This window comes from Psychrobacillus sp., from assembly GCF_056205495.1.
This window is the reverse complement of record NZ_JBAEAP010000317.1, coordinates 1-6195: the sequence shown is the minus strand read 5'-3', so window position 1 is coordinate 6195 and position 6195 is coordinate 1. Positions and strand designations below refer to the sequence as shown.

The following is a 6195-nucleotide window of genomic DNA, read 5'->3' as shown; positions in this document are numbered from 1 at the left end:
ATATGTACCTAGCTAAACAATAAAATAAAAACACAGCAAAAGGAATCATCAATAAAAATAGAGGATCCATGTCTGTATATAGATGGACAGCAATCACAACAAAGGAAAGGATAAATTGAAGGATTGCCCCCTCTACTAATATCCTGGAAATCACCTTTTGTTTATATTCATCAGTCGAAAGCCATTGTAATATATGCATATCTATTCCTCCCAAAATAAATCATTTAATGTTTGATCCAGCTCTTTCGCAATCGCAATACATAATTGTAACGTCGGATTATAATCCCCTTTTTCAATCAACCCCACTGTTTGACGAGTTACCCCAATTTTACTTGCTAGCTCAGATTGCGTTAAGCCCTTTTCCATCCGAGCAATTTTCACACGATTAACCATAAATGCCTCCGAATTGAATGTAATGTATATCTGTCATTTGTAATTTATATGTTACATTTAGTAGTTTGGAATGTCAAGGTTATCCTGAGAAAGGAAGAGGTGATGAATTTATCCTTACTATTTCGAACATCATATTACTTTCCCTACAAAATAAAAGCCCCTTCAAGTCTCTTCACCAATCATCTTCACCATCTAGAAATATCTACTTAGCACTTTTCCATTGTTCAGAGTCTAAATAAGCAAGTACATCTTTTTCTATAAAGCTAGCAAAAGTATACAAATTGAATCACAATATATTATTGTTGGAAGTCAATACAGAGACTCAAAGTCTGAAGATACATTTGTATAAAATAGTAATTTAATATACACTTTCATTATCTTAATAAATGGGAGATGAACTCATGATGGCATCTATTGCACTAGAAGTTTTAAAAGGATTGAAACAACAAAAACTTCGCAAGGGTTCAGTAGAATAACCCTTACTACTAACCCCTGCACTTAATTTGGGGGAAATAAAAATGATTAATCAATATAGTAAAAGGTTTCTAATAGGAGACAAAGTCGCTTTACGTAAATTAACAAAAGAGGATTATCAAGATTTCTTTGCAATGGAAGATTTAATGGAAAGTCGGTTACTAATGAATGATGAGATACCATTTCCACCTACAGAAAGAGACCATGAAAAATTCCTTAGTGAAATAAATCCTGAAAAGGATGAATACATATTTGGGATTGAGCTTAAAGATAAAAAAACCTTTATTGGGACAATATCTGTTTACTCAGTGAATTGGAAAAACGGCACTTGTCACGTTGGTGTATCTATAGGAGCCGACTACCAAGGGAGGGGTTATGGAACCGACTCAATGAAAGTATTGATAGACTTTATTTTTAATTATATGAATTTAAATAAAGTGAAACTTCAAGTATTTAGTTACAACAAAAGAGCAATTGCTTCATATGAAAAATGCGGATTTTTCTTGGAAGGAACTTTAAGAGAAGAACTATTCAGGTTTGGAAGCTATCACGATATTTGTACTATGGGCATACTTAGAAAAGATTGGAAAAATACTCAAGTTTAATTAATATAAGCCCTTCTTAGAACTAATGAGTGGGTAGGAAAAAACAATATCAAAGTAAAATGAGCCAAAAGAAAATATCCTGGCTCATTTTTTTATGTGTATTCTAATTACATTACAAATCACCTCTAAGAGCAATTGTATGCAGCATTACCTCCCCCATTAATACCTGCTAAGGAAAAAAAGACGCTGCTTGATAGGTTGTTCGCCCATTAAGCATCGTCATTATGTTAAATTCTTAATTACCTATTTTTATTATGAAGATGGATACAGATCCGTCAGCATCAAACGTTTTTTTGTACCTGATAGCTCCATAAATATTAAATATATTCCCGAATAATCGAATCACTGTTTTTCATGATTTGAGCAGGCGTCCCTGTTGCAATAATTTTGCCGCCCTTCATGCCGCCTTCCGGACCCATTTCAATGATCCAATCAGCTGCCCTTATGACTTGTTCATTATGCTCTACGACGATGACGGTATTGCCAGCATCGACAATTCGCTGCAGTAGCACTAAAAGATGCTCGATATCTATTGGATGCAGTCCAGTAGTTGGCTCATCAATTAAACATAGCTGCTGCCCTTTTTTTACGGTTAACAGTTCTTTAGCTAGTTTTAGACGTTGCCCTTCCCCGCCAGATAAAGTCGTTAATGGCTGTCCTAATGTGACATAGCCTAGCCCAACCTCCTGTAGAAGGTTTAATATTTTTGTTAACTTCTTATCGGCTTTAAATATCTCGGCAGCCTCATCGATCGATACATCTAACATTTGAGATATCGAATAATCGTACAGCGTTACTTCTAATACTTCATCCTTGAAGCGCTTACCATTACATGCTGGACATACGAGCTCCACGTTATCAAAAAATAGCATATTGCTCGGCACAACACCTAACCCTTCGCAATTTTCACATCGTCCACCTGCTGTATTAAAGCTGAAGTGTTTGTTTGTGAACCCCTTTTCCTTTGCTAAGGGAACTTTGGAAAACAACGTGCGGATGATAGAAAAAGCATCCGTATAGGTAGCAATGTTAGAGCGTTTCATCTTGGTAATGGGTGATTGCTCGACTGTAATTACCTGATTGAATTGGGAAAGGTCTCGCTCCATCAATACATCAAATACGAGTGTCGATTTGCCTGATCCCGATGCACCAACAACTGCTGTAAAACAATTCATCGGAAACTGTGCCGTCACATCGTTTAAATTATACTTAGTCACATGCTCAACTACTAGCCACTCATTTGGCTGTCTTGTATGTTCATTTATCATCGCTTCTTTTAGCAGGTATTGCCCCGTGACCGAGCTTTCCATCACCTTTATTTCTTCTAGGCTTCCGATACCGATAACCTCACCACCGAATTTCCCAGCACCAGGGCCTATATCGATGATTAAGTCTGCAGCTTTCATCACATCGGGGTCATGCTCGATAACAATAACTGTATTGCCTAAATCTCGCATATTTTTTAATAGCTCAATCATCCCTTGCGTGTCCTTTGGATGCAGACCGGCTGTAGGTTCATCTAGCAAATAAATAACTCCGGTTAAAGTGGAGTCTAATACAGCAGCGAGCTTTATTTTCTGCTGTTCGCCACCTGATAAGGTATTCGTTTGACGGTCTAAGGTTAAATAGCCGACACCCACTTTTAAAATACGTTCTGTTTTCGTCTGAATATCTAAGAGAAAGTTATCCACATATCGCTTCTGCTGTGCCGGAAGCTGCTGTGACACTTCTTGAATCCATTGGGATAACTGTTCAATCGAATAGCTTACTAATTCCGGCAGACGCTTTTCACAAACCGTAACGCTTCGACTTTTTTCATTTAAGCGTTCCCCATAGCATGTGGAACAAAGCGTAGTCACAAATTGCTCTGCTGGAACCCCCTCAATCCCTTTATCAGCGAGTTTCCGCCAAAGCATCGGTTCAATACCTTCAAATCGTCCGTCGGTCACATTTTTAGGAACACCCTTTTCCACATCAAGCTGTGCCGCTTCGGCTCCTTTGTAAAGCAATGCTTTATGCTGCGGGGACCATTTAGCAACCGGTTTTGCTAAAACGTCTTCTAATTGATAAAACTGGAACGCGTTTTTTAAAATGCCTTGTACATATTTTTGATAGCCCTTATCTAAAAATAATAAAGCTCCATCCATAATCGATTTTGTTTCATCGATAATGGCGTTCCAATTTATTTGAATCTCTTCACCAATACCCGAGCATGTGGGACAAGCCCCCTTTGACTTATTATAGGAAAAATGCGTTCTTGTAAGTAACGGCTCTTTCGTCTGGCAATTGGGGCATTCGACAAGCGATACATATTTGCCATCGATATTTTCGAACGATTCCTTCCCATCATTCTGATAGTAAGGGTGATGACAATTCTCACATATACGGCGGCTAATTTTTTCAAACATTACACGTAGATCCGTATAAATATTGGTCATCGTCCCCACAGTGGATCGCGGATTTTTGTTTGTATGGTGCTGATTGATTTGGATGGCCGGTGAAAGGTTCGAAATATGATCTACCCCGGGCTTTTGAATCCCCTGGTAGCCTGTTGCCTCTAAATACTGGCGCTGACATTCCTTGTAGAGAGTATCCATTACGAGCGTCGATTTACCTGACCCCGAAACACCTGTTACACAAACCAATTTGTTTCTCGGAATTTGTAACGATATATTCTTTAAATTCCCTTCATATGCATTTTCAATTGTAATCACTTGCGTCATGCGAACACCTCGATCATTGTTATTTAACAAATATAACAAAAGGATACTCAGGTTTTCGTTGCTGGTGTTATAGTGGAGGGTTACTGAGAGTATTGGTTGGTGCATAAGGCTTTCAAATAACCGAACAGGCAACAGAAAATCGTAGAAAAGAGAATCTTTAAACTTCACTCGTTTAATAGCCAACACTTTTGTTTGTTAACCTACTTAAAAAATTACCGTCAAAAAGAAATGGAGCTGAAGTCTTTTTCTCATCAGCTCCATTTTTATAATAATTATTCGGTTAAAAGCCGGCTGAATAATTCCTCCGAAAACTCCAGGGTTTTCTTCGATAAATAAACATTTGGTAAGCTTGCCTTTGCATGCAAGTAATTTTCTTCATCCAGAATAATATTTACTGAAATTCTTCCTTCTGTGTAACTCTTAACATATTCCCTTAGTTCATTAATGTTTTCAAAATGAGTATTTAGAGGAATATAAACGGCATGATTCCCATCAGACAAAAATACAACCTGATAATTCTTTGAATAATCTAGGGACTCCGTCTGGAAATGATAAATACTTCTTTCTCTAATATACATATCCAATGCACTTAATATATTTTCCAGCTGCGCTTCAGTTAGATTTTCTTGCTGATAAATACTTAGTAAGAAGTGTATATTTTGCTGGTTTTGTCCATGGGACAATCGAGATATATACTCATCTAAATTTCCTTCTTGTGAAAGTACATTTACTTTCTCCGCTACCAGTTGTTCTATTTTCTCTTTAACATGCTCTTCTATATTTCCTCTATGGCTCTCTTCCAATCGATCAAAAAGATGCCTCATATAATCTATTTGCTCAAGGTGATCTATTGAAATCGCGTCCATTTCAGCTAATTCTATCACCATTCTAGTTAAATGCTGGACTTCCATTTCAAACAAAACACCTTTATTCGTAACAGAGTTTCTTTGTTCCGAAGTTAATTGGTCCCATTTTTCTCTGGCTTCAGCCAATTGATATTCATCATTGAAGCCAACCAAATTAGATATTAATGCTTCAACCAAGTTAACCTCTGTCTCTTCAAAATAGCTAAATAATTCTTCTGAGATAAGTGCTCTATCTCCGTACAAGCTGTTGATCATTAGCCTTGTCTTTTCCATTAAATAACTTGCTTCTGTTACATTATCTATCTCTTGAATTTGATGAATATTTCTTTCAATCTCTGAAACAATTCGAGGCATGATTTCTTGATTCTTAAGTAATCTTTCTATTTCCAGCTCATAAGCGATTAACTTTTCAAGATTTGTCACCAGGTTTTTCTGAGCCGCTGTTAATGCATTATAACTCTCTCTTGCATGGTCAACTAGATCTCTTGATGCAAGAGTTAATGGTACGGGGATGCTGTTTATTTTGGCCATTACACGGTTAGCAGCTTCCGCGTCTGGATTAACCGGAGTATTGCCGTTTTCTCCACCACCTTCCGAAGGTGGCTGTGGAGTTGGAGTTGGTGGAGGGGTTGGTGGCGTCGGTATATGTGAATTACGTCGCTCCTCTTGATTTTTTTTCTCTTGTTCTCGTTGCCTTAATTGGTCCTCCATTTTTTTTCTTTGTTGCTCTGCTAAAGTTGCGAGGTATCTTTCCTCTGCTTCTTTCTTCGCTTTTTCAGCCGCTAAACGATTTGCTTCATCTAGTCTTCTTTTCTCATCTTCTATTCGTTGTTTTAGGGCTTGATTTTGATTTGCAACTCTTTGTTTTCGCGCTAACTCATCCTCTTGTTGTTGTTTTCTCTTTTCTTCGAGCTGCTCAATTGCTTGTTGTTTCTTTTTTTCTTCCTCACTTATTTGTAAGGCTGGAGCTCGATCGAAGTCAAGGGAGCCAGGTGACTTATTGTTATTATAAAGTTCTATTAGACGTTTAGCTTCTTCCGGAGAAACCTGCCCACTAGTAATTGCGCTTTTCAATAGACTTGCTAGTAAATTATCTACGTTTTGTTGATACCTTTGGAAATCAACTTCCGTATC

General features: G+C 37.5%; 4 protein-coding genes and 1 pseudogene. 1 reads left to right on the top strand and 4 read right to left on the bottom strand.

Features of this window, described 5'->3' with window-relative positions:
• On the bottom strand, positions 1–199 hold a 199-nt coding region (locus AC06OU_RS09370; RefSeq protein WP_475855393.1), incomplete at its 3' end, for a hypothetical protein.
• A 2-nt stretch (positions 200–201) separates the two neighbouring features.
• The gene (locus AC06OU_RS09365) at positions 202–393 is read right to left on the bottom strand and encodes a helix-turn-helix transcriptional regulator (protein ID WP_298468909.1); all 192 of its coding nucleotides are present in this window, start codon (positions 391–393) and stop codon (positions 202–204) included.
• A 518-nt stretch (positions 394–911) separates the two neighbouring features.
• On the opposite strand from AC06OU_RS09365, the gene AC06OU_RS09360 reads away from it, so the two are divergent.
• Positions 912–1472 (top strand): GNAT family N-acetyltransferase, encoded by a 561-nt coding sequence (locus tag AC06OU_RS09360; RefSeq protein ID WP_475855392.1) that lies wholly within the window; start codon positions 912–914, stop codon positions 1470–1472.
• A gap of 317 nt (positions 1473–1789) precedes the next feature.
• On the opposite strand, the gene AC06OU_RS09355 is transcribed toward AC06OU_RS09360, so the two are convergent.
• Together AC06OU_RS09355 and AC06OU_RS09350 are read right to left on the bottom strand one after the other, a co-directional pair.
• Positions 1790–4195: an ATP-binding cassette domain-containing protein gene (locus AC06OU_RS09355; RefSeq protein ID WP_475855390.1), complete on the bottom strand. Its 2406-nt coding sequence runs from the start codon at positions 4193–4195 to the stop codon at positions 1790–1792.
• Between the two features lie 272 nt (positions 4196–4467).
• Positions 4468–6195, bottom strand: a pseudogene (locus AC06OU_RS09350) (hypothetical protein); the annotation flags it as partial.